This window comes from Rhabdothermincola salaria (assembly GCF_021246445.1).
Classification (GTDB): domain Bacteria; phylum Actinomycetota; class Acidimicrobiia; order Acidimicrobiales; family Acidimicrobilacustridaceae; genus Rhabdothermincola_A; species Rhabdothermincola_A salaria.
The window spans coordinates 1,749,049-1,771,516 of the sequence record NZ_JAJQXW010000001.1 but is presented as its reverse complement, the minus strand read 5'-3'; the positions used below and the strand labels follow the sequence as shown (position 1 = coordinate 1,771,516).

Sequence of the window (22,468 nt, the reverse complement as noted above, 5' to 3'; positions counted from 1 at the left end):
TGGCGCCATGGCTGGCGACGAGGAGGTCTCGGTTCCCGACGGGCGGGTCATCGGCACCGACGACGCCACCCCGCTGGAGTTCTGGGTGGGCGTGGCGCCACAGTCCTACCTCCAACTCGACGACGTCGTCACCTGCGAACGGTCCCTGCCCGACGGGCGCTCGGTGCGCATCTCCGGGGTGGTCGGCCAGGTCCGGGCCCGTCACGAGGGGGCCCGCTTCGACAGCGACGTCTTCCTCATCGCCGACGGTGTGCTGCCCGCCGAGGTGAGCGAGGCGGCCATGGTGCAGGCCACCCGCTTCGAGCCCGAGGTCTTCGTGCCGCCGCTGCCGGGCACCCCGGTGGTGAAGGCCACCGGCGAGGCGCGCGACCACGCCCTGTTCTTCGACGGCATGCAGCGCCTGCTGCCCGCCGGGCTGTCCCGCGACGACGAGCCCGTGTACCTCAACCTCGAGTTCCTCGACGGCTCCCGGGGCGCCCACGTCAACATCAGCGGTGTCTCGGGCGTGGCCACCAAGACCACCTACGCCACGTTCCTGCTCTACAGCCTCTTCACCTCCGGCGTGCTCGGAGCCGAAGCGGTCAACACCAAGGCGCTGGTGTTCAACGTCAAGGGCGAGGACCTCCTCTTCCTCGACCACGCCAACACCGCCCTGTCGCCCACCCAGGCGGCCCGCTACGCCGCGCTGGGCCTCAGCCCGGGTGCCTTCCCCAGCGTGGGCGTGTTCGCCCCGCCCCGGCGAGGTGACCCCAACGCCGTGCCCGACGTGGCCAGCCGCACCCTCGGGGTCACCTCCTTCTTCTGGACCATCGAGGACTTCTGCCGCGACGAGCTGTTGCCCTTCCTCTTCGCCGACGCCGAGGACGACCGGGCCCAGTACACGCTGGTCGTGCACAACGTCACCGCCCGCCTGGCCGCCGACGCCCGCCCGGTGGGCGACGGTGCGGTGTCCGTCGACGGGACCACCGTGCGCACGTTCCGCCAGCTCATCGAGGTCATCCACGCCAAGCTCGAGGACGACCTCGAGATGGAGCGCTGGGCCGGGCGGGCCGTGGGCCAGGGCACCATCAACGCCTTCATCCGCCGGCTCAACGGCGCCACCCGCCACGTCGAGCACCTCGTGCGGGGCGACGTCCCCGAACCCGATCGCCACAAGGTCCGCGACGACGCCCAGGTCACGGTGGTCGACCTGCACAACCTCAACGACCGGGCCAAGCGCTTCGTGGTGGGCGTGGTGCTGCGCAAGCAGTTCGAGGCCAAGGAGCGCTCCGGCGTCGCCCGCCCCCTGCAGTTCGTCGTGCTCGACGAGCTCAACAAGTACGCCCCCCGTGAGGGCTGGAGCCCCATCAAGGAGATCCTCCTCGACGTCGCCGAGCGCGGTCGCTCGCTCGGCATCGTGCTCATCGGCGCCCAGCAGACGGCCAGCGAGGTCGAGCGGCGCATCGTGGCCAACTCCGCCATCCGGGTCGTCGGTCGCCTCGACCCGGCCGAGGCCGGGCGCGGCGAGTACGGGTTCCTGCCCACCGCCCAACGCCAGCGCTCCACCATCATCAAGCCCGGCACCATGATCCTGGCCCAGCCCGAGCTGCCCGTGCCGCTCATGGTGCAGTTCCCGTTCCCGGCCTGGGCCACCCGGGCCAGCGAGGCGGGGGCCAACCCGGCGGCCGTCGACCAGCCCGACGACCCCTTCGCGGGGATGCCGTCGTGAGGTTCCTGCACACCGCCGACTGGCACGTGGGCAAGACCATCCGGGGCCGGAGCCGCACCGACGAGCACGAGGCCGTGCTGGGCAACCTGGTCGAGCTGGCCGACACCGAGGACGTCGACCTCGTCGTCGTGGTCGGCGACCTGTTCGACTCGGCGGCGCCGTCGCCGGAGGCCGAGCGCATCGTCTACCGCACCCTGCTCGACCTCGGGCGAGGGGGCCGCCCCGTGGTGGTGGTCTCGGGCAACCACGACAACCCGCGGCGCCTCGCCGCGGTGGCTCCGGTGTTCGACCACTCCCACGTTCACCTCCACACCACCGTCGTGCCCCCCGACCAGGGCGGGGTGCTGGCCCTCGAGGCCGGGGGCGTGCCGGTGCGCCTGGCGCTGCTGCCCTTCGTGTCCCAGCGCCACGTGGTCGGCGTCGACGAGCTCATGGGCTCGGCCGCCGACCAGCACGCCCTGGCCTACGCCGACCGCATGGCCCGCATCCTCGAGGTGCTGGCCAGCGGGTTCGAGGACCACACCGTCAACATCGTGGTGGCCCACGCCATGGTGGCCGGTGCCGTCACCGGCGGCGGCGAGCGCAGCGCCCACACCATCTTCGAGTACGCCCTGCCGTCGGTGGCCTTCCCCGCCTCGGCCCATTACGTGGCGCTCGGCCACCTGCACCGCGGCCAGCAGATCCACGGGCCGTGCCCCATCTGGTACCCGGGCTCACCGCTGGCGCTGGACTTCGGAGAGCAGCACGACCTCAAGGGAGCCCTGCTGGTCGAGGCCCTACCCCGCACCCCGGCGCGGGTCGAGCCCATCGCCCTCGGCGGCGGACGCGCCTTCCGCACGGTCACGGGCACGGTGGCCGAGCTGGCCCAGCAGGTCCGCGACGGCGACGACAGCTTCGTGCGGGTCGTCGTGCGAGAGCCGGGGCGGGCCGGCCTGGCCGACGAGGTGCGGGCGCTGTTCCCGGAGGCCATCGAGATCCGGGTGGAGCCGCCCGACGGCCTCGCCGGGCCCCGCCCCGACGACGACCTGCTGGCCGAGCGCACCACGCCGCGCCAGCAGTTCGCCGGCTATCTGGCGGCGCGCGCCATCGACGATCCCCGCCTGGTGGCGTTGTTCGACGAGCTCCACGACGACGCCGTGCGGGCCGAGCGCGACGAGGCCCTCGATGCGCCCTGAACGCCTCGAGCTGCACGGCTTCACCACCTTCCGCGAACCCACGGTCGTCGACTTCGCCGGCGCCGACCTCTTCGCCCTCACCGGCCCCACCGGGGCCGGCAAGTCCAGCATCATCGACGCCGTCTGCTTCGCCCTCTACGGCGTGGTGCCCCGCTACGACGACCGCCGGCTGGTGGCCCCGGTCATCAGTCAGGGCGGCATCGAAGCGCGGGTCCGTCTCGACTTCTCCGTCGGCGACGACCACTTCAGCGCGGTGCGGGTGGTGCGGGCCACCGCCAACGGGGCCACCACCAAAGAGGCGCGCCTGGTCCAGCACGTGGGTGCCCACGGCGCCGACGAGGTGCTGGCCGGCACGGCCGACGAGCTCACCGCCGCCGTCACCCGCCTGCTCGGGCTCACCTACGAGCACTTCACGGTGTGCGTGGTGCTGCCCCAGGGCGACTTCGCCCAGTTCCTGCACGCCAAGCCACGAGACCGCCAGAAGCTCCTCGTCGAGCTGCTCGACCTCGGCCTCTACGACCGCATGCGGCGTCTGGCCCGCGAGCGCGAAGCCACCGCGGGGGCCCAGCGCGAGCTGGTGCAGTCCCAGCTGGCCGCCGCCTCCGCGTTGGCCGACCCCGCCCGCATCGAGGCGTCGGCCGGTCGGGTTCGCCAGCTCACCGCCCTGGTCGAGCGGGTCGACGCCGACCACGACCGCCAGAGCGAGCTGACCCGCCGGGCCGAGGCGGCGGCCGCCGCCTCCACCGAATCCGAGCGCGAGGTGGCGCTCCTGGCCGGGATCGTCCGCCCCGCTGGCGTCGACGACCTCGCCGGCACCCTGGCCCGGGCGGCCGCCGCCGTGGTCGAGGCCCGCCGCGGGCGAGACGACGCCGAGGCCGCCGTCGAGGACGCCGAGAAGGCCCTCCAGGCCCTGCCCCCACGCATCGAGCTGGCCGCCACGGCCAAGGCCCACGACGAGCTCGCCCGCCTCGAGAAGGCCCGGGCCAAGGGCGAGACCACGCTGGCCGACCGCCGGGCCGAGGTCGCCGACACTCGTGCCCGCCTGCAGGGGGCCGAGGCGGCGGTGGTCGAGGCCGACGGCGCCGTGCAGCGGGCCCGCCACCAGCACCTGGTGGCGTCGGTCGCCGAAGGGCTGTCCGTCGGCGACCCCTGCCCCGTGTGCGGGGGAGAGGTGGCCCACCTGCCCGACCTCGACGCCGACGCCGTCACCAGGGCCAGCGAGCACCTCGCCGGGTGCCGCGAGGCCGAGCGCGACGCCCGCGCCGCCCACGCCGCCGCCGAGGGCGAGCTGCGGCGGGTGGCCGACAAGCTCGACGACGTGGTCACCTCCGCCGAGCGCCTGGCCGCCGAGCTGTCCGACGCCCCGGGCCCGGACGAGGTCACCGAGCTGCTGGACCGGGTGACGGCGGCCGAGGAGCTCCTCGCCGCCGCCCGCACCGCCGACAAGACCGCCCGCACCCACTGCCGCCAGCTCGAGCAGGCCGAGGACGCCGCCCGCGCCGCCGAGCGCTCCGGGCGAGCCGACTTCGACGCCGCCCGCGATGCGGTGGCCCGCCTGGCGCCACCGGCACCGGGTCGCGACGACCTGGCCGCCGACTGGGACGCCCTGGTGGCCTGGGCGGCCGCCCGTCGGGCCGAGGCCGAACAGGCGGTGATCGTGCACCGGGCCGAGGCCGAGCAGGTCCGGGCCGAGGCCGAGGCCCTGGTCGAGGAGCTGGTGGCGGCGTGCGCCGCCGCCGGCGTGTCGATGACGGGCGCACCGGTGCGCGACGTCCTCGTCGACGCCCGGGCCGAGGTCGAAGCCGACCTCGAACGGCGTCGGGCCGCGGTGGCTCAGCGCGACGAGCTCGAGGCCCGGGAGGCCGAGCTGGCCGAGGCCCAGGAGGTGGCCAAGGAGCTCGGTCGCCACCTGGCCGCCAACGGCTTCGAGAAGTGGGTGCTCGACGCCGCCCTGCGCCACCTGGTGGCCGGCGCCACCGGCATCCTCCACGCCCTCTCCGCCGGCACCTACTCCCTCACGCTCGACCCCAAGACGTCCAACTTCAGCGTCATCGACCACGCCAACGCCGACGCCGTCCGCTCGGCCCGCACCCTGTCCGGCGGCGAGACCTTCCTGGCGTCGCTGGCGCTGGCGTTGGCGTTGGCCGAGGAGGTGGCCCACCTCGGGGCCGGCGGCGCCGCCCGGCTCGAGTCGATGTTCCTCGACGAGGGGTTCGGCACCCTCGATGGCGACACCCTCGACACCGTGGCCGGGGCCATCGAGGACCTCGGCGCCCAGGGGCGCACCGTCGGTCTGGTCACCCACGTCACCGAGCTGGCCGAGCGACTCCCCACCCGCTTCGTCGTCGCCAAGACCGCCACCGGTTCCACGGTGCAGCGCGTCGACGGCTGAGGGGCTGCCGCCGATGCGCTTCGCCGTCGAGTCCTGGTCGCCCGACTACGGCAGCCCCACCGACGCGGCGGCCCTCGAGGCCTCCGAGCGCCAGGTCGACCCCTGGGTCGAGCACGATGCCGGCCGGTGGGGCCCCCTGGCCTCCGGGGCGGCCGAGCCCCTCGGTGCGGTGGCGTTCGTCGACGGGGTGCGCCGGGTGGAGGCCAACGTCTGGATCACCGACGCCGAGGGCCAGGTGCACCAGGGGATCTGCGCCTCCTACGCCGCCGGCGTGGTGCGCTGCGACGGCGCGGCCCGGGTGGTGGCCGCCGCCGTGCGCCGGGGCCTGTTCGCCCCTGCCGAGGGCGCCGCCCCCATCGCCACCCGCCACGGCCACTTCGACCTGCACCCCACCACCGCCGACGACCCCGACACGTTGTCGCTGCGCTTGCAGCAGGCCATGGGCGAGCTCGAGGCCGAGGTCTCCCTGGCCGCCGTCGACGTCGACGTCGTGGTGGTCGACGGGCCGTTGCGCCTCGGCGCCCACCGCCCCGGGTTCGTCGGCTACGTCAAGACCCACCGGGCGTCGTACGGCCCGCCGCTGGTGCGCGACGTCGTCACCCGCCTGGCGCCGGGCGAGCGCACGCCGATGCTGTTGATCGACGGGCCGGTGTCGCGCTTCAGCTGGTACCTGCGCCTGCCCTGTGCGATGGCCCACGGCTGGGACGGCGTGGTGCGCCTCGAGGTGCCCGCCGACCGGCCGGTGGCCGAGACCGCGGCGCTGGCCGAACGTCTGGGCGCCACCCTTCCCCGGTTCGCGTCCACGCCCCACAAGGACCCTCGGGCCCCGCAGAACCTGGTGCCCATCGGGGGGCTCGAGCGGGAGCTGCGCCACCGCCTGGGCGATGCCCCACTCCTGCTGCGCGCCCTGCGCACGGCCGCCACCGGCCAGGTTGCCTGACCGGGCGCCGCACCGTCATCGACGCAGTGGCCGGCTCAGACACCGAGGGTGGTGAGGGCCTCGTCGATGCGGCGCCAGGCGTCGGTGGCGAACACGGCTCGCCGGTCGCCGTCGGCGGACCGGGCCGACTGGTGGAGCACGTCGGCCTCCTGCCACAGCTCGGCCTCGAGGGGGGCGAGGACGGCGCGCACCTCGCTGAGCGCCTCTCGACCGCCGTCGGGGCCCTCCTCCACCCGCTGGCGCAAGGCGGCGAAGCGCGACCAGGTGCCCACCTCGGCGAGGGCGGCCGGCACGCCGTCGGTGACCCACACCGGCACGTAGACGCTGGCACACGGGCTGCCGAGCGCCACCCAGGCTCGCACCGGCGGGGCGTCGGCGTGGAAGTCCGGGTCGGAGGTGCCGGGCAGCTCGGCCACCATCGACGCCGCGGTGGCCTGGTAGCCCCGCAGGTGCATGCACACGGTGATGCCCGTGCCGTCGGGGCCGACGTCGGGCGAGGGGAGCGGTTCGAGATCGGTGGCGGCGCCCACACCCGGAGCTCCCCAGGGGCGCGTCCCGTGGTGGCGCATCAGGCCGGCCAGATCGGCGGGTTCGAGCGGCCCCTCCTCGGCGACCGCCGGGAGGGTGCAGGCCAGACGGACGTCGGCCACCGGGCCCCAGGCCGGCTCGCGCAGGGCGTCGAAGTCGTCGCCGGGGGCCAGGTCGGCCGAGGCGCGGGTCCAGTCGGTGCCGAGCGAGATGCGGTTGGAGATGGCAGCCGCTCCGTCGACCGGCTTGGCCGCCCAGGTGCGCCCCACCGTCTCGAGCACCCACCCGCCCCGGCCGTCGAGCACGAGGAACGACGAGTAGTAGGCCTCGTCGTCGATGGCATCGGCGACGCCCCCCTGGCCGTGGGCCTCGAGCAGCTCCACCATCACCTCCACGGCCTCGTCGGCCCGTCGGGCCCGCTCGAGGCCGAGGCGCACGAGGTCCATGCCGATGAGCGCCGGCCGGCGGGCATCGCCGTCGCGGGTGGTCCAGACCTTCTCGTTGCCGATGGCCACCCCGGCCGCGTTGACCCCGTGCTCGAGGCCCCACAGCCAGTCGGGTCGTGAACCGAGCACCGGCAGGGCACCCTCGTCGGCGATCTCGAGGTACTGCGTGCGCAACGTCGACCCGGGGGTGCGGGCCCCGAACGCCTCGATGACCTGGGGTTCGCCCGCCGGTCGGTCGGAGTTCTTGGCGAACAGGGTCCGCGTGGGCTGGACCTGGCCGACGGTGTCGCACATGCCCCTCACGCTAGGACCCGGCGAGCGGGCCCGGAGCCTCCTTCGTCGAACGGCCGGCGACCAGCCGGCGACCGTGCGGGCGATCAGCCCGAGGGCTCGGTGACGAAGTCGATGAGCTGCTCGACCGCCCCGACCAACGGTGGTTCGAGGTCGGCGTAGGAGGACACCGAGCCCAGGATCTGCTTCCAGAAGCGTCGCGGGTCGTCGACGCCGAGGGCGGTGCACACCCCTTCCTTCCACGGTTGGCCCTTGGGCACGTCGGGCCAGGCGGGGATGCCCACCACGGACGGCTTGACCGCGGCCCAGATGTCGACGAAGGGGTGCCCGGTGATGCACACGTCGGGGTGGTCGACGGCCGCCGCGATGCGGCTCTCCTTGGAGTGCTCGACGAGGTGGTCGAGCAGGATCCCGAGGCGTCGGCCGGGACGGGGGCCGAAGGACCGCACGATCTCGACGAGGTCGTCGGCCCCACCCAGGGGTTGCACCACCACGCCCTCGACCCGCAGGTCGTCGCCCCAGACCTTCTCGACCAGCTCGGCGTCGTGCACGCCCTCGACGAGGATGCGGCTGGCCCGGGCGATGCGCGGTGCGGCCCCGGGCACGGCCACCGACCCCGACGCGGTGCGTCGGTTGCCTCCGTCGGCCGGGGCGGCCTTGGCGGGCACCAGCGTGACGGGTGCGCCGTCGATGGCGAAGGCCCCGTCGACCAGGCGCACCTTGTGGTCGCGGCCTTCGTCGTCGCGCAGCACCACCACCTGCTTGTCGCCGCCCACCACCACGCCCACCTTGCGGGTGGCGCGCACCGTGACCCGCAGGCCGGGGCGGGCCTCCACCCGGCGCGGCGGTCGCTTGACGCGCGGCGCCCCACCATCGAGGTCGAGGGGGTCCGAGAGGATCCCCTTCATGTAGGGCCGGTCGCTCATGCGGGCCGGACCTCAGACACCGCCGACCAGCTCGCGGATCTTCTCCGCGGTGGCCGGTCCGTCGTAGGCCAGTTGACCGTCGCGCAGCCCCACGCAGCGGGTGGCGGCCGGCACCAGGTCGAGCTGGTGGGTGGAGCACACGATGGTGGCGCCCTGCTCGACGACGTCGCTCATGATCTCGACGAGCGTCTCCTGGCCGGGGGTGTCGAGGCCCACGAATGGCTCGTCGACGAGCATCAGCCGGAAGGGACGGATGAAGCCGAGGACGAGCCCGGTCTTCTGCTTGAGCCCCCGGCTGAACCGGGAGGGGAGGTCGTCGATCCGCTCGTCCAACCCGAACATCTCGATGAGGTCGTCGGCGTAGTCCTCCCAGTCGACGGTGCGGTGGAGCCGGGCCACGTACTCGATGTGCTCCATGAGGCTGAGGTCGTCGTAGAGCACCGGGTCGTCGGGCAGGTACGAGAGCGCGGCCCGGGCCTCGATCGTGCCGGCGGCGGCCCCGTCGACGTAGGCGGCCCCGGTGGTGGGCTCGAGCATGCCCGCAGCCAGGCCGAGGAAGGTGGACTTCCCGGCGCCGTTGGGTCCCACCAGCATGATCAGCTCGCCGTGGCCGACCTCGAGGTCGAGCTCGGTGAGGCCCATGCCGTCGCCGTAGTCCTTGCCCAACTCGAAGGTGTGCAGGGCCAGCGACGGGTCGACGTCGTCGTTGCGGGGTGGCTTGATGTCGAGGAAGCTCACAGGTGCTTCGGCTTTCGGGTGCGCAGGAACAAGAAGGCGGCGCCGACGAGCAGCAGCGTCCAGGTGGTGAGGTTGGCGACGCGGCTGGCGTCGACCGTGGCCGGGTCCGAGCCGGCGGCGAGGAGGGGCAGGAGGGCGGCCACGACGATCGCCGGGGGGATCACGACCCGAGCGAGCATCACCCAGCCCATCACGTCGGGGCCGAGCCCCGACAGGGCGCTGCTGTTGGGGGCGCCCTGGGCGGTGGAGAGGATGGCGGCGATGGCGGCGGCGAACGACACCGGGATGATGAGCACGGGGGTGAGGCGCACGACCACCTCGGCGGGCGTGAGCACCAGCGACGTGGCCGCCGCGATCAGCCCGAGCACCACCATCACCGAGAAGGCGGCGGGCACGTGCTGAGTCAGCAGGCGGCCGGGGTCGTCGGGGTAGCTGCCCCACCGGGAGGGGTGGTCGACCTCCTGGGCGACCGGTTCGGCGGCGTCGTACGCGGCGATGAAGAAGGCGAGGCCGGCCACGAACAGGGCGGCGGGCGCCCCTCGCCAGGCGGCACCGAGCGCCAGCCCGGAGATGGCCGCCAGCACCGCCATGCGGACCAGCCGCACCAGCGGGAAGCGCAGGTAGCTCTGCCAGTCGCGCTTCCAGATGGTGGGGACGCGGCTGGTGGTGGCCGCTCGCCCGATGCGAACCCAGGGTCGGCTGCGCGGCTTCTCCTGGGAGAGCTGCCGGCGCAACAGCACGACGGTGCGCACGTCCTGGAGGGTGACGGCGAAGCGCAGCTGGGCGACGAGGCCGGCCCGGCGCAGGGCGGCCTCGGTGGAGACCCGGCCGATGCCCACCACGCCGATGACGGGCACGGCCACGGCGAGGGCGGCACCGGCGATGGCGAGCGGGGTGAAGGTGATGACCCAGAAGGCCCCCGAGGCCAGCCACGTGAGCGGGGAGGTCTGCACCTCCAGCACGACGTCGAGCGCCGACCAGGCGATCAGGGCGACGGCGACCGCGTTGGCCGGATACCAGCCGACCCGACGGCCCGACAGGGTCATGGCCGTGCCCGACGCCAGCACGCCGGCCAGGGCGAAGACGACGGCGCCCCCGACGATGGCGCCGGCCATGTTGACCGGGAGCTGTTGGGCGGCCAGCTGCCCGGCGATCGCGCCGATCACCGCACCGGCGAAGGCGAGGAAGCGCAGCTGCTTGACGGCCGGCCCTCGCAGCACGGCGGCGCGATCGACGGGGGCGTTGAGCTCGTGGACGACCACGGGGGCCTCCAGTACGAGCGGGCCGCCCCGAGCCCCCGATCGCAGGCCGATGGCCACGGCCACGGCGATGACCAGGCCCAGCCAGCCGGCGGCCGAGGCGGCGAAGTCCACCGCCTCGCGCTCGGTGAGTTGCTCGCCGGGGAGCTGGCCGGCACCGAAGGCCACGGCCAGCACGCCCACGAAGCCGACCACGTAGACGCGGTAGAGCGCGTCGATCCAGTGCACGTGGGCCAGTCGGTTGTGGCGGCGGGCCCGGCGCAGGTCGTGGAGGGCGACCTCGGGGGCCTCGGCGGCGATCACGGGTCGCGACGCTACCCCTCGTCACCCCCGGCTCCCGAATGCCGCCCCTCGTGGTGGGGGGCGGGGCGAGGTCGGTCCCGGCGGACCACCCCTGTCCGGCACCGGAGGGGTTCAGCCCTTGGCGGCCTCGGCCTCCTCGGCGAGGGCCAGCCACTGCTCCTCGGCCCGGTCGACGGCGGCGGTGAGCTCGGCCAGCCGGTCGCCCAGGGCCCGCAGCTCGGTGTGGTCGGCGGTGTTGGCCTTCTCGGCCAACTCCTCCTCCACCCGGTTGCGCTGGCGGGTGAGCCGGGTGAGCTCCTTGTCGGTGTCCTTCATGAGGTGGCGCAGGGTGCTGGCGCTGCGGGCCGGCGCGCCGTCAGCCCCCGTCGGGCCGCCGGCCGGGGGTCGGTCCCGACGAGGCGAGGTGGGAGCGGCCCGCTTCGAGGCGGACGTCGCCGGCGCCGGTCCGGCCACGGCCCGGCCCTTCTGGCGGTTGGCGCGGCGTTCGTCCTCCCACGTGGCGTAGCCGCCCGGACGTCGGCCGGGCGGGGCGTGCCCGTCCATCACCCACACGTCGGTGACCGTGCGCTCGAGGAAGGCTCGGTCGTGGCTGACCACGACGAGGGCACCGGGCCAGTCGTCGAGGAACTCCTCGAGGACCCGGAGGGTGTCGAGGTCGAGGTCGTTGGTGGGCTCGTCGAGGAGCAGGACGTTGGGCTTGGCGGCCAGGACCAACAGCAGCTGGAGCCGACGTCGTTCGCCGCCCGAGAGCAGCCCGATCGGCGCGAACTGGGCGTCGGTGTCGAACCAGAACGACTCGAGCAGGGCGGCGTCGCGCCAGTCCGGCTGGCGGTGCCCGCCCACCAGGGCGTCGCGCACCCGCTGGTTCGGGTCGAGGGTGGCGCCGACCTGGTCGTAGTAGCCGAGCGAGACCGTGGGGCCGGTGACGACACGGCCGCGAGAGGGATCGAGGCGCCCGGCGGCGAGGTCGAGGAGCGTGGACTTGCCCACGCCGTTGGGGCCCACGATGCCCAGGCGCTCGCGGTTGTCGAGGAGGAGCTCGACGTGGTCGAAGAGCGGCTCGGCGTCGGGGTGGGCGTAGGCCACGTCGTGCAGCTCGACGACCTTGTCGCCCAGCCGCGGGGTGCCGAGGTGCAGGTCGGGGATGCCCTGGCGGGCTGCAGGCTCGGCCCGACCTTCGACGATGGCGGTGGCCGACTCGATGCGGGCCTTGGGCTTGCGGGTGCGCGCCGGTGCCCCCCGGCGCAGCCAGGCCAGCTCCTTGCGGGCCAGCACCCGGCGGGTGGACTCGTCCGACGATGCCTTCTCCTCGCGCTCGGCCCGTCCCTCGAGGTAGGCGCCGTAGCCGCCGTCGTGGAGGTAGCCGCGCCCGCGGTCGAGCTCGAGCACCTTGGTGGTCACCCGGTCGAGCACGTGGCGATCGTGGGTGACGAGCACCAGTCCGCCCCGGTAGGCGGCCAGGCGCTCCTCGAGCCAGGCGATGGCGTCGATGTCGAGGTGGTTGGTGGGCTCGTCGAGGATCAGCAGGTCGCTGTCGGCCACCAGGGTTCGGGCCAGGGCCACCCGCTTGGCCTGCCCACCCGACAGACGGCCGGTGTCGGCGTCGGCCAGCTCGGACATGCCGAGGTGGTCGAGGACCGCAGCGGCCTCCCAGGCGTTCTCGGCGCCGCCCTCGACGGCGGCCAGCACCGTCCCGGACGGGAGGACCGGTCGTTGGGTGAGGGCGGCGATCCGGACTCCGCGACCGGTGCGGACCACGCCGGACTCGGGCTCGGTCTCACCGGTCATCACCGAGATGAGGGTGGACTTCCCGCAGCCGTTGAGGCCGACGATGCCGAGGCGGTCGCCGGTCGAGAGGGTGAGGGAGAGGTCGGTGAAGAGCGGCCGGCCGGGGCGGCTCATCGTCACCGACTCGAGGTCCACGAGGATCACAGCGGCGAGGCTACGGCCCCGGTCGCCGACCCCGGTCCGGTCCGGGTCGGCGCCGCCCCCCTCGTCCCCGCTGGGGGGCTTCGGCGACGGCTCTTTGAGCCGGGCGGGTCCGGCGATACGCTGATTTGCACGACCCGGCCCGAGTTTTCTCCGCCGAGAGAGGCCCTGCATGACGATCGACGCCGACACCCCCGACACCGAGACGGACCCGGAGGCGGGGCCCGTCCCCGTCCTGGCCGTGAGCCCCGAGGCCCTCACCCGGGTCCTCGAGATCCGCGACGGCGAGGAGGACCCCGGCAGCCTGTGCCTGCGGGTCGAGATCACCGGGGTCTCTGGGCCCGACTACACCTACGACCTGGCCTTCGAGAGCGTCTCCGAGCTCGAGGAGGACGACGACATCTCGGTGCAGGGCGGCCTCAGCGTGGCGGTGGCGGCCGACAGCATCGAGCGCATGCAGGGCTCCACGCTCGACGTCCCCCGCAACCCGGGCCAGGCCGGCCTCGTCATCCGCAACCCCAACCGGCCCAACCCGATGGCCGGCAAGGACATCGTGCTCACCGGTGACCTGCCCGACCAGGTCAACCAGCTGCTGGCCGAGTCGATCAACCCCAGCCTGGCCGCCCACGGCGGCTACGCCGAGCTGGTCGGGGTCGAGGGCAGCACCGCGTACCTCACCATGGGTGGTGGCTGCCAGGGCTGCGCCATGAGCGCGGCCACCCTGCGCGAAGGCATCCAGGTGGCCATCCTCGAGACCATCCCGGACATCACCGAGGTGGTCGACGTCACCGACCACAACGCCGGCGACAACCCCTTCTACACCTAGGGTCCTGACCCGGGGCCTCTGCGCTGCCGGTTCGGTCGGAGCGCACCAGCCCCCCGGCGGCCCCTCAACCCCGTGTGGGGCCGTCACCCGGCATCAGACGGTCGCGGCGTCGGGGGACTCGACCTCGGCCGGCGGCGGCCCTTCGCGCTGCCACCAGCGGCGGGGGAGGTCGCGCACCAGCTGCACGCTCGCCGGGGCGGTGTGCTCGACCGAGCGCTCCAGCAGGTCGAGCCACGCCCGCAACCAGATCCACGACAGCAGCACCCGGGCGTCGACCCCGGTCGGGTCCGGCAGAGCCACCGGACCGGCCTCGCCGAGGGGGCGCACGATGCACCCAGGGTCCTCGAGCTGGTCGGCCACCAGGCCCAGTCGGGCCTCGACCTCGAAGGTGCGGGCCTCGAGGGTGAGGGGCCCGAGCGCCGGGGGGATGTCGTCGGCCGAGGGGACGTTGCCCGTCAGCGGTCCGGTGCGGCCCACGTCGGCGGGGTCGTCGACCCAGAACGTGCGTCGCGTCCAGTCGCCGGCCAGCACGACGGCGGGCGGGGTGAGCAGGGCGACCCGGGTCGAGAGGTCGACCACGGTGCGCCGATCGGACGTGAGCTCCTGGAGGGTCTCGTTGAGCTGGGCGCGGGTGGCCAGCAGCTCGTGGCGAGCGCGGTCGAGGGCCCGGGGGCTGCCGGGTAGGTCGAGCACCTCGGCGGTGATCGCCGCCACCATGGCGCCGGCCGCCCGGTAGTAGCGGGCCGCCACCGCCCCGATGGTGGCCTCGGGCCCGCGTGGCCAGAAGAGCACGCCGGCCACCGCGGCCACGGCCACGCCCACCGCCACCGTCTCCAACCGGACGAGCGCGGTCTGGGCGCCCTGCGGGGTGAACAGGTTGAACAGCACCACGACGAAGACGGTGAAGGCGGCCTGCCCGGTGCCGAGCCCGATGGCGGCCGGTGCCCAGGCGGCGACGAACGTGGCGATCGGCAGGACCACCCACAGCACGGTGTCGTCGCCGGCGAAGAAGTAGGCGAGCGGCGCGGCCAGCACGAAGCCCACCCCCACCCCCTTGAGGGCGTCGACCGCGCTGGCGGTCGTGTCCACCGCACCGCTGCGCAGCACCATGAGGGTGCCCAGCAGCACCCAGAAGCCGTGGTCGAACTCCCAGGCCCGGGCGATCGTGAGGGCGGCGGCCAGAGCCACCCCGGCTCGCAGGCTGTTGCGCAGGCGGGTGCTGGTCCAGCGCAGGTGGAACCCGAGGATGGCGAGCGTGCGCCCGACGAAGGCCCGGGCCCCGGGTCGGGGGATCTCCACCTCGACGTCGAGGAGGGGGCGGGTGCCTCCGGCGGGGAGGTGGCCCGCCACGACGGCGGCGTCGGCCGCGGTGACCGCCGCGAGCGAGGCGGCCAGGCGATAGCCGATGGTGGCGGCCGCATGGCGTTCGACGTCCCAGCGCACGGCGGGGTCCTCGGTGGCCAGGGCCTGGATGAGCCGACGGCGGTGCGCGGTGAGCTCGTGGTGCACGGTCCCGAGGTCGACGGCGTCCCCCTCCACGAGGGCGCGAGCGGCGGCCTCGAAGGTGTCGGCGGCCAGGGCGGCCAGCTGCCGGCAGTCCGAGGAGGTGTCGACCGCACCCAGCTGTTGTTCGGCGACGTCCTCGGCGGCGACCGGGTCGAGCCGCTCGACCACCAGGGTGGCCCGGCCCAACCCGTCGAGCAGGCCGGTGAGGGCCCGCTGGTGGGCCGAGGAGTTGAGCGGTCGGGCCACCGAGCGCTCGAGCTCGATGCGGGCGTTGGCGATGCCTTCGAGCCCGGAACGGGGGTCGGGGTGGCGGCCGGCGGCCAGCTCGCGCAGGTCGGTGGCGAGCATCCGGGCGTGCTCGGCCAGGTTGTGGCGCGCCGGGTAGCGGTAGCGGGCAGTGGTCAGCACGGCCACCGCGGTGGCCACCAGCACCCCGATGGCCCAGCCGGCGACCCGCTGGTCCATCTCTTCGACGGGCGTGGCCATCACGGCGAGGGCGAACGCGGTCATCAACGTGGTGCCGGCAACCGTGGCGTAGCCGCCCAGGCAGCCGACGAAGCGCAGGACGAACGCCACCACGAAGACGGTGACGACCGCCGCGGGGAGGCTGTCGGCCACCGCTCCGGCCAGCACCACCAGGGCCGCCCCGCCCACGAGGAGGAAGCCGTAGCCGCCGAGGCGGCGTCGGACAGGGCCCTGGAAGTCGGCGAAGACCAGCGCCGAGAAGCAGGCGAAGGCGGCGAAGAGCGAGGCGGTGCCGCCGATCGCCCCGCCGACGACCCCGTAGGTGACGGGCACGGCCAAGCCGGCCCGCAGGCCCTTGTGCAGGGCGAGCCGATCGGGATCGTGGACCAGGGGCACCTCGTCGATGATGGTCGACCGTCCGGGTCTCGCGGCTGATGGGGGAGCGACGGCATCTAATTGCTATGCGGTGTGAAGTAAATTAGGGTGCGGCGAGCCGGTGGTCGCCAGTCGACTGCCGCATTCCGCCGGCACCCCGGGGGGCCACGACGCCATGGGAGGCAACGCATGCCCGATGCCCTGATCGAGCGCGACGGTCCCGTCCTGGTCATGACCATGAACCGGCCCAAGCGGCTCAACGCCCTGTCCGGGGCGATGCTGATCCGCCTGCACGACGCCATGGTCGCCGCCGACACCGACGACGACGTCCACGCCCTCGTGCTCACGGGAGCCGAGGGCAACTTCTCCTCCGGGGCCGACCTCAAGGCCATGGCCGGCGACGAAGGCCCCGACGCCGACACCGAGATCGACGTGCGGGCCCGCCTGGCCGACGATCCCGACCTCATGTGGAAGTGCCTGCTGCGCCACTACCAGCCCACCAAGCCGCTCATCGCCGCGGTCGAGGGCATCGCCTTCGCCGGGGGCACCGAGCTGCTGCAGGGCACCGACATCCGAGTGGCCGGGCAGAGCGCCCGCTTCGCCGTCAGCGAGGTGAAGCGCTCGCTGTACCCGATGGCCGGCTCGGCCGTCCGCCTGCGCCGCCAGATCCCCTACACCATCGCCGCCGAGGTGCTCCTCGCCGGGCGCGAGCTCACCGCCGACGAGGCGCTGCACTACGGCCTCGTCGGCCACGTGGTGCCCGACGGCCAGGCCCTCACCCGGGCCAAGGAGATCGCCCACCAGATCGCCGCCAACGGTCCGCTGGCGGTGGAGGCCGTGCTGCGCACCTTGCGCGAGACCGAGGGCATGACCGAACGAGAAGCGCTCGACCACGAGTTCGCCTACGGCCAGGCCGTCTTCGCCACCGAGGACGCCAGGGAAGGCCCCCGGGCCTTCGCCGAGAAGCGCCCACCCGTCTACCGGCGCCGCTGACGGCCCCGTCGCCGTCTCGTCGCCCACCGATCCACCCACCCACCACGACGCCTCAACCCACGAGGAGAACCACATGGCAGATGTCGTCCGAGAGTCGGTCTTCCGACTCCAATTCCCCTTCCAGCGCACGCTGGGCCCCACCGTCGGGGCCTTCGCATCCGCGCTGGCCGACCAGACCCTCATCGGGGTCAAGGTCGGTGACCGGGTCATCACCCCGCCGCTCGAGTACGACCCCGAGAACGGCGCCGCCGCCGGCACCGACTTCGTCAAGGTCGGCCCCAAGGGCACGGTGACCGGTTGGACCTGGGTTCCCGAACCCACCCACCTGCACCCGCTGCAGAAGCCGTTCGCCTTCGCCTTCGTCACCCTCGACGGCGCCGACACCCCGATGTTCCACGCCGTCGATGTCGACTCGGCCGACGCCATGAGCATCGGCATGCGGGTCGAGCCGCGGTGGCGCAGCGAGCGCCAGGGCCGCATCGACGACCTCGAGGCCTTCGTGCCGGCGAGCGACGGTGGCCCCTCCGAGGGCGCCGGCGACCCGTGGAGCGCTCCTGAGGAGCTCCCGGTCGACGCCATGGAGATGTTCTGCGACCTCACCTACGTCGACAACACCGCCCCGGCCACCATCATCTGGATGAAGTCGCTCCTCGAGGGCAAGCTCATCGGCCAGAAGTGCCCGCAGTGCGAGCGCATCTACGTCGGTCCCCGGGGGATGTGCTGCGTCGACGCCATCGAGCTCGACGAGAGCCACCTCGTCGACGTGCCCGACAAGGGCGTGATCACCAACTTCACGGTCATCACCCCGACGCCGTACCCGGGCCAGACCGAGACGGAGCCCTTCGCCCGCTGCTCGATCCTGCTCGACGGCACCGATGCGGTGCTCAACCAGCAGGCCATGCTCGACGTCGACGCCTACGACATCCGGGTGGGCATGCACGTCGAGTGCGTGTGGGCCCCGCCCGAGGAGCGCAACGTCGACGACGTCGGCAACCGCGGCTGGGGTGTCGCCGGAGACTGCATGCGCGGTTGGCGACCCACCGGAGAGCCGGATGAGCCGGAAGAGAACTACGTGGAACGGATGATGTGATGCCCCGCACCGAGAACGACATCGCCATCGTCGGCTACGCCATCTCACCGTTGGTGCGCCGTACCGAGGACACCGAGACCCTGATGATGCTGCCCACCGTGCAGGGAGCCATCAAGAGCGCCGGTCTGACCAAGGACGACATCGGGTTCACCGTGTCGGGTTCCTGCGACTACCTGTCGGGCCAGGCCTTCTCGTTCGTCTCCAACGTGGACGCGTACGGCGCCTGGCCGCCGATCAACGAGTCCCACGTCGAGATGGACGGCTCCTTCGCCCTCTACGAGGCGTTCGTGCGCCTCCTCCAGGGCGACATCGACACCGCCGTCGCCGCCGGCGTCGGCAAGAACTCCAACTCCGATCCGAGCACGCTCTACACGATCGAGATGGACCCCTACTACCTGACCCCGCTCGGGGCCGACCCCTGGTCGTTGCACGCCCTGCAGTACCAGGCGTTGCTCGAGTCCGGGAAGGCCACCGAGCGCGACGTGGCCGAGGTGGTGGCCCGCAACCGGGCCGCCGCCAAGGACAACATCCACGCCCAGGTCTCGGGTGACTTCGACGTCGACGAGCTCCTGGCGGCCGACTACATCCGTCAGCCGCTGCGTCGCCACGACCTGCCGCCCACCACCGACGGCTGCGCCGCCGTGGTCCTGGCCCGGGGCAAGCGGGCCTACGACCTCTGCGAGCGTCCGGCCTGGATCACGGGCATCGACCACCGCATCGAGCCCCACCTGCCCACCCTGCGCGACCTCACCACCTCGGTGTCCACCACGCAGGCGGCCAAGGGAGCCGGGGCCGGCGACGGACCCATCGAGGTCGCCGAGCTGCACGCCCCGTTCAGCTACCAGGAGCTCATCCTGCGCGAGTCGCTGGGTCTCGACGACCAGACGCTCGTCAACCCCTCCGGCGGCGCCCTCGCCGCCAACCCGGTGATGGTCACCGGCATCATCCGCATGATCGAGGCCGCCCGCCAGATCATGGAGAACGGCAAGCGCCGCACGCTGGCTCACACCACGTCCGGCCCCTGCCTCCAGCAGAACCTCGTAGCCATCCTGGAGGGTGACGCATGAGCCACCAGCCTGTAGCCGTCGTCGGCGTCGGCCAGACCCATCACAAGCGTCGCCGCGGCGACGTGTCCATCGCCGGCCTCGTGCGCGAGGCCGCCGAACGGGCGCTCGAGGACGCCGGCATGGACTGGGGTGACATCGACGCCGTGGTCCTGGGCAAGGCCCCGGACCTGTTCGAAGGCGTCATGAAGCCCGAGATGTTCCTCGCCGACGCCCTCGGCGCCAACGGCAAGCCCATGTTCCGAGTGCACACCGCCGGCTCCGTCGGTGGCTCCACCGGCATCGTGGGCTCCCACCTCGTGGGAGCCGGGCGCCACAAGCGGGTGCTCTCGGTCGCCTTCGAAAAGCAGTCCGAGGGCAACGCCCAGTTCGCCCTCGGTGGCGGCAAGGGCGGGTCCATCGGCGCCGGCGGGGCGTTCGCCCCGTTCATCCGGGCCTACATCCGTCGCTCCGGGGCTCCCGAGGACGTCGGCTGGAAGGTCGCCGTCAAGGACCGCCTCAACGGCGCCAAGAACCCCTACGCCCACCTCAAGCTGGCCGACATCACCATCGAGAAGGTCAAGGAGTCCCCGATGATGTGGGACCCCCTGCACTTCCTCGAGTCGTGCCCGTCGTCCGACGGAGCGTGCGCGGTGGTGTTCACCGACGAGGACGGCGCCAAGAAGGCACCGAACCCGCCGGCCTGGGTCCTGGCCACCGCCATGAAGTCCGAACCGTCGACCTTCGCCGGTCGCGACCCCGTCAGCCCCAAGGGCGCCCACATGTGCTCGCAGGAGATCTACGACCAGGTCGGGATCACCAACCCCCGCGAGCAGATCGACTGCGCCGAGCTGTACGTGCCGTTCTCGTGGTACGAGCCCATGTGGCTCGAGGCCCACGACATCGCGGCGCGCGGCGAGGGCTGGAAGATGACCGATTCGGGGGCCACCGCCCTCGACGGCGACTTCCCGGTCAACATGTCCGGCGGCGTGCTGTCGTCGAACCCCATCGGGGCGTCGGGTCTGCTGCGCTTCGCCGAGGCGGCCCTGCAGGTGCGGGGCATGGCCGGCGACCACCAGGTCCCCGACGCCAAGCTGGCCATCGCACAGGCCTACGGCGCCAACGCCCAGTTCTACGCGATGTGGGCCGTCGGCTCCACGCAGAAGCCGCTGGGCTGAGGCTCGGGTGCTCGGTGCGGGCCCGAGAGGTCCCGCACCGAGGCCGCGTAAGGACGACGGGGGCCGGTCACGACGTGGTGACCGGCCCCCGCCGCATCTGGTGAAGAGACGAGGGTCATGGGCAAGGCACTGGTGTTGGGTGGGGGCGGGGTCGCCGGCGTGGCCTGGGAGACCGCGTTGTTGCTCGGGTTGCGCGACGCCGGGGTCGACCTCACCGATGCCGACCTGGTGGTGGGCACGTCGGCCGGGTCGGTCGTCGCCGCCCAGATCACCACCGGGAACGACCTCGCCGAGCTGTACGAGGCCCAGCTGGTGGCCCCCGAGCAGACCGGCGAGCTGGCCGTCGAGTTCGACACCGACGCCTTCACCGCCACCCTGGTGGAGCTGCTGTCCGACCGACCCGCACCCCAGGAGCTACGGCGTCGCCTGGGGGAGGTGGCCCTGGCCGCCGACACCGTGCCCGAGGCCGACCGGCGCCGGGTCATCGAGGCCCGCCTGCCGGTGCACCAGTGGCCCGACCGCAAGGTGGTGGTGACCGCCGTCGACGCCGCCACCGGCGAGTTCGTGGCCTTCGACGCCGACGGTGGGGCGAGCCTGGTCGAGGCCGTCGGGGCGAGCTGCGCGGTCCCCGGCGTCTGGCCCCCGGTGACGATCGGCGTCCGTCGCTACATCGACGGTGGGGTGCGCTCGACCATCAACGCGGACCTGGCGGCCGGCCACGACCGGGTCGTCGTGGTGGCGCCGTTCGCGTGGGGCATCGCCGGACCGGTGGACGACGAGGTGGCCGAGCTGCGCGCCTCCGGTGCCCGGGTCGCGGTCGTGACCGCCGACGAGGCGGCGCAAGCGGCCTTCGGGCCGAACCCCCTCGATCCGGCCACCCGCCGGCCGGCGGCCGAGGCCGGACGGGCTCAAGGGGCCGCGGTGGCGGCGACGGTGGCCGAGGTGTGGCGATGAGCGCGGCCCGGCCCACCGACGTCGGCGCCGACCCCGCCGCCGCCCGCCGACGGCTGCGCGACGCGCTGCAGGCGCTGCACCGCATCACCGGCAGCGCCCGCCTCGAGCGCCTGAACGCCGCCCGCTCGGGTGTCTCCATCGGCTACGGCGCCGTCTCCGTGCTGGGCCGGGTGATCGAGGGCGGCCCCATCCGCATGAGCGATCTGGCCGCAGCCGGTCGCATGCACCCCGCCGCCCTCACCCGGCAGGTCCAGGCCCTCGAGGCCGAGGGCTACGTCGAACGGCGGGCCGACCCGGGTGACGGGCGGGCCAGCGTCATCGTGGCCACGGCCTCGGGACGGGGTGCCTACCGCCGGGTCGAGGCGTCCACCGATGCCATCATGGCCGAGCAGCTGTCGGGCTGGTCGCCAACCGAGCTGGCCGCCCTGGTCGACCAGCTCGACCGCCTGGTCGGCGACCTGCGGGCCGTGCCCGCATCGCGGACGGGACGCTCCCGGGTGGCCCCGGGGTCCGGGGCCGCCGAGACCAAGACCGACACCGACGACAGCGCGAGCAAGGGCTCGCGCGGGAGAGCAGACCGATGACCGATCCGAGCCGCCCCTCGACCACCCCGGTCCCGACCCGGCTCACCGGCCGGGTGGCACTGGTGACGGGCTCGGCCCACGGCATCGGCGAGGCGATCGCCCGGCGCTTCGCCACCGAGGGCGCCGTGGTGGTCGTGGCCGACCTCGACGCCGGGGCAGGGGAGTCGCTGGCCAGCGACCTCCGCCGTGAGCACGGCGACGACTCAGCCTGGTTCGTGGCCCTCGACGTGTCGTCCGAGGCCGACTGGGAACGCGCCATGGCCGAGATCACCGCCCGCCACGGCGGGCTCGACATCGCGGTCAACAACGCCGGCATCGTCGTGCACGCTCCCCTCGAGGAGTGCTCGCTCGACGACTACCGCCGCAGCGTCGACGTCAACCAGGTCGGCACCTTCCTCGGGATGAAGGCGGTGATCGCCCCCATGCGGGCCCGGGGCGGCGGGTCCATCGTGAACACCTCCTCGGTGCGGGGCCTGGTGGGAGCCACCGACCTGATGGCGTACACGGCCACCAAGTTCGCCATCACGGGCATGACCAAGGCGGCGGCGCTCGAGCTCGGACCGGACGGCATCCGGGTGAACTCGGTGCACCCGGGGGCCATCGGCACCCGCCTCGTCGACGGCGCCGACGACGACGCCATCGCGTCGTACTTCTCGAACCAGGCCATCGCCCGCCTCGGCCGTCCCGACGAGGTCGCCGCCCTCACCGCCTTCCTCGCCTCCGACGACGCGTCCTACTGCACCGGTGGGTCCTTCGTGGTCGACGGGGGGGCCACCGCGGGCGTGCGTCGGCCGGCTCGCAACCGCTGACCGCAGTCCG

At 73.6% G+C, this 22,468-nt stretch carries 18 protein-coding genes; 12 read left to right on the top strand and 6 right to left on the bottom strand.

Annotated elements, in window-relative coordinates; all coding sequences use genetic code 11:
• The first annotated feature begins 7 nt into the window (after nt 1–7).
• The 4 genes from LUW87_RS08225 to LUW87_RS08210 are packed head-to-tail and all read left to right on the top strand — an operon-like array spanning nt 8 to nt 6,215.
• Nucleotides 8–1,708, top strand: a complete 1,701-nt coding sequence (locus LUW87_RS08225; protein WP_232670655.1) for an ATP-binding protein — start codon at nt 8–10, stop codon at nt 1,706–1,708.
• Nucleotides 1,705–2,883 carry a metallophosphoesterase family protein gene (locus LUW87_RS08220; RefSeq protein ID WP_232670654.1) on the top strand — a complete coding sequence of 393 codons (1,179 nt, stop codon included), beginning with the start codon at nt 1,705–1,707 and terminating at the stop codon, nt 2,881–2,883. Before LUW87_RS08225 ends, LUW87_RS08220 begins: the two co-directional genes overlap by 4 nt.
• Nucleotides 2,873–5,275 carry an AAA family ATPase gene (locus LUW87_RS08215; protein WP_232670653.1) on the top strand — a complete coding sequence of 801 codons (2,403 nt, stop codon included), beginning with the start codon at nt 2,873–2,875 and terminating at the stop codon, nt 5,273–5,275. The genes LUW87_RS08220 and LUW87_RS08215 overlap by 11 nt, the downstream gene beginning before the upstream one ends.
• A gap of 13 nt (nt 5,276–5,288) precedes the next feature.
• On the top strand, nt 5,289–6,215 hold the full coding sequence (locus tag LUW87_RS08210; protein ID WP_232670652.1) for a DNA double-strand break repair nuclease NurA: 927 nt from the start codon (nt 5,289–5,291) through the stop codon (nt 6,213–6,215).
• 35 nt (nt 6,216–6,250) lie between these two features.
• Here LUW87_RS08210 and LUW87_RS08205 read toward each other — a convergent pair whose 3' ends face one another.
• From LUW87_RS08205 to LUW87_RS08185, 5 genes are all read right to left on the bottom strand, one after another.
• Nucleotides 6,251–7,483 (bottom strand): peptidase C69 family protein, encoded by a 1,233-nt coding sequence (locus tag LUW87_RS08205; protein WP_232670651.1) that lies wholly within the window; start codon nt 7,481–7,483, stop codon nt 6,251–6,253.
• Nucleotides 7,484–7,566: 83 nt separating this feature from the next.
• A complete protein-coding gene (locus tag LUW87_RS08200) occupies nt 7,567–8,406 on the bottom strand; it encodes a DUF3097 family protein (protein WP_232670650.1) in 840 nt (279 codons plus the stop codon).
• A 12-nt stretch (nt 8,407–8,418) separates the two neighbouring features.
• Nucleotides 8,419–9,144, bottom strand: a complete 726-nt coding sequence (locus tag LUW87_RS08195; protein ID WP_232670649.1) for an ATP-binding cassette domain-containing protein — start codon at nt 9,142–9,144, stop codon at nt 8,419–8,421.
• Nucleotides 9,141–10,706, bottom strand: coding sequence for a hypothetical protein (locus LUW87_RS08190; RefSeq protein WP_232670648.1), 1,566 nt, complete (start codon nt 10,704–10,706; stop codon nt 9,141–9,143). The genes LUW87_RS08195 and LUW87_RS08190 overlap by 4 nt, the downstream gene beginning before the upstream one ends.
• 111 nt (nt 10,707–10,817) lie before the next feature.
• Nucleotides 10,818–12,638, bottom strand: a complete 1,821-nt coding sequence (locus tag LUW87_RS08185) for an ABC-F family ATP-binding cassette domain-containing protein (protein ID WP_232670647.1) — start codon at nt 12,636–12,638, stop codon at nt 10,818–10,820.
• Nucleotides 12,639–12,807: 169 nt separating this feature from the next.
• Between LUW87_RS08185 and LUW87_RS08180 the strand changes: the two genes are divergently transcribed.
• Nucleotides 12,808–13,461 carry a NifU family protein gene (locus LUW87_RS08180; protein WP_232670646.1) on the top strand — a complete coding sequence of 218 codons (654 nt, stop codon included), beginning with the start codon at nt 12,808–12,810 and terminating at the stop codon, nt 13,459–13,461.
• 93 nt (nt 13,462–13,554) lie between these two features.
• Here the strand turns inward: LUW87_RS08180 and LUW87_RS08175 are convergent, their stop codons facing one another.
• The gene (locus LUW87_RS08175) at nt 13,555–15,828 is read right to left on the bottom strand and encodes an FUSC family protein (RefSeq protein ID WP_232670645.1); all 2,274 of its coding nucleotides are present in this window, start codon (nt 15,826–15,828) and stop codon (nt 13,555–13,557) included.
• Between the two features lie 168 nt (nt 15,829–15,996).
• Here LUW87_RS08175 and LUW87_RS08170 point away from each other — a divergent pair, with 168 nt between their 5' ends.
• The 7 genes from LUW87_RS08170 to LUW87_RS08140 all read left to right on the top strand — a co-directional run bounded on the left by LUW87_RS08170 (nt 15,997) and on the right by LUW87_RS08140 (nt 22,458).
• Nucleotides 15,997–16,800, top strand: coding sequence for a crotonase/enoyl-CoA hydratase family protein (locus LUW87_RS08170; protein ID WP_232670644.1), 804 nt, complete (start codon nt 15,997–15,999; stop codon nt 16,798–16,800).
• Nucleotides 16,801–16,873: 73 nt separating this feature from the next.
• Entirely contained in the window at nt 16,874–17,890 is a 1,017-nt protein-coding gene (locus tag LUW87_RS08165) for a Zn-ribbon domain-containing OB-fold protein (RefSeq protein WP_232670643.1), read from the top strand.
• Nucleotides 17,890–18,957, top strand: a complete 1,068-nt coding sequence (locus LUW87_RS08160; RefSeq protein WP_232670642.1) for a lipid-transfer protein — start codon at nt 17,890–17,892, stop codon at nt 18,955–18,957. The genes LUW87_RS08165 and LUW87_RS08160 overlap by 1 nt, the downstream gene beginning before the upstream one ends.
• A complete protein-coding gene (locus tag LUW87_RS08155; RefSeq protein ID WP_232670641.1) occupies nt 18,954–20,111 on the top strand; it encodes a thiolase domain-containing protein in 1,158 nt (385 codons plus the stop codon). The genes LUW87_RS08160 and LUW87_RS08155 overlap by 4 nt, the downstream gene beginning before the upstream one ends.
• A 117-nt stretch (nt 20,112–20,228) precedes the next feature.
• Entirely contained in the window at nt 20,229–21,065 is an 837-nt protein-coding gene (locus LUW87_RS08150; RefSeq protein WP_232670640.1) for a patatin-like phospholipase family protein, read from the top strand.
• Entirely contained in the window at nt 21,062–21,649 is a 588-nt protein-coding gene (locus LUW87_RS08145; RefSeq protein ID WP_232670639.1) for a MarR family winged helix-turn-helix transcriptional regulator, read from the top strand. Before LUW87_RS08150 ends, LUW87_RS08145 begins: the two co-directional genes overlap by 4 nt.
• A complete protein-coding gene (locus LUW87_RS08140; RefSeq protein ID WP_232670638.1) occupies nt 21,646–22,458 on the top strand; it encodes an SDR family NAD(P)-dependent oxidoreductase in 813 nt (270 codons plus the stop codon). Before LUW87_RS08145 ends, LUW87_RS08140 begins: the two co-directional genes overlap by 4 nt.
• Nucleotides 22,459–22,468: the final 10 nt, after the last annotated feature.

Excerpts from the sequence above, each read along its gene's own strand:
- LUW87_RS08145 (WP_232670639.1), top strand. The coding sequence starts at position 21,062 with ATGAGCGCGGCCCGGCCCACCGACGTCGGCGCCGACCCCGCCGCCGCC.
- LUW87_RS08180 (WP_232670646.1), top strand. The coding sequence starts at position 12,808 with ATGACGATCGACGCCGACACCCCCGACACCGAGACGGACCCGGAGGCG.
- LUW87_RS08200 (WP_232670650.1), bottom strand. The coding sequence starts at position 8,406 with ATGAGCGACCGGCCCTACATGAAGGGGATCCTCTCGGACCCCCTCGAC.
- LUW87_RS08225 (WP_232670655.1), top strand. The coding sequence starts at position 8 with ATGGCTGGCGACGAGGAGGTCTCGGTTCCCGACGGGCGGGTCATCGGC.
- LUW87_RS08160 (WP_232670642.1), top strand. The coding sequence starts at position 17,890 with ATGCCCCGCACCGAGAACGACATCGCCATCGTCGGCTACGCCATCTCA.
- LUW87_RS08150 (WP_232670640.1), top strand. The coding sequence starts at position 20,229 with ATGGGCAAGGCACTGGTGTTGGGTGGGGGCGGGGTCGCCGGCGTGGCC.
- LUW87_RS08140 (WP_232670638.1), top strand. The coding sequence starts at position 21,646 with ATGACCGATCCGAGCCGCCCCTCGACCACCCCGGTCCCGACCCGGCTC.
- LUW87_RS08210 (WP_232670652.1), top strand. The coding sequence starts at position 5,289 with ATGCGCTTCGCCGTCGAGTCCTGGTCGCCCGACTACGGCAGCCCCACC.
- LUW87_RS08165 (WP_232670643.1), top strand. The coding sequence starts at position 16,874 with ATGGCAGATGTCGTCCGAGAGTCGGTCTTCCGACTCCAATTCCCCTTC.
- LUW87_RS08155 (WP_232670641.1), top strand. The coding sequence starts at position 18,954 with ATGAGCCACCAGCCTGTAGCCGTCGTCGGCGTCGGCCAGACCCATCAC.
- LUW87_RS08205 (WP_232670651.1), bottom strand. The coding sequence starts at position 7,483 with ATGTGCGACACCGTCGGCCAGGTCCAGCCCACGCGGACCCTGTTCGCC.
- LUW87_RS08170 (WP_232670644.1), top strand. The coding sequence starts at position 15,997 with ATGCCCGATGCCCTGATCGAGCGCGACGGTCCCGTCCTGGTCATGACC.
- LUW87_RS08215 (WP_232670653.1), top strand. The coding sequence starts at position 2,873 with ATGCGCCCTGAACGCCTCGAGCTGCACGGCTTCACCACCTTCCGCGAA.